Genomic DNA, 400 nt, shown 5'->3' with positions numbered 1-400 from the left:
TCTCAAAAGGCTCGGGCATGCCGATCTCCATCCCGGTCATCGAGATGATCGAGATCGGCGCCGGCGGCGGCTCCATCGCCTGGGTCGACGCAATGGGCCGCATTCAGACCGGGCCGGAAAGCGCCGGCTCTGAGCCCGGCCCTGCCTGCTACGGCCGCGGCGGCAAACGTCCCGCAATCACCGACGCCGACCTGGTGCTCGGCAAACTCGACCCCGACAATTTCGCCGGCGGCGCGATCAAGCTCGACACGGCAGCGTCCGAACGGGCGATCCTGCGCGATGTCGGCGAGCGCCTGTCGCTGAATGCCTTGGCGACGGCCTTCGGCATCTGCGAGGTCGTGGACGAGAACATGGCGAACGCCGCTCGCGTCCACGCCGTCGAGAACGGCAAGAACATCTC

General features: G+C 67.5%; 1 protein-coding gene. It reads left to right on the top strand.

The window, feature by feature from the left end; genetic code table 11:
* The coding region (locus EOA24_RS41060) for a hydantoinase/oxoprolinase family protein (RefSeq protein WP_281059965.1) at positions 1–400 on the top strand (400 nt) is incomplete at both ends.

This window comes from Mesorhizobium sp. M2A.F.Ca.ET.039.01.1.1, assembly GCF_003998035.1.
GTDB lineage: Bacteria > Pseudomonadota > Alphaproteobacteria > Rhizobiales > Rhizobiaceae > Mesorhizobium.
This window is presented reverse-complemented; position numbering and strand designations above follow the sequence as displayed.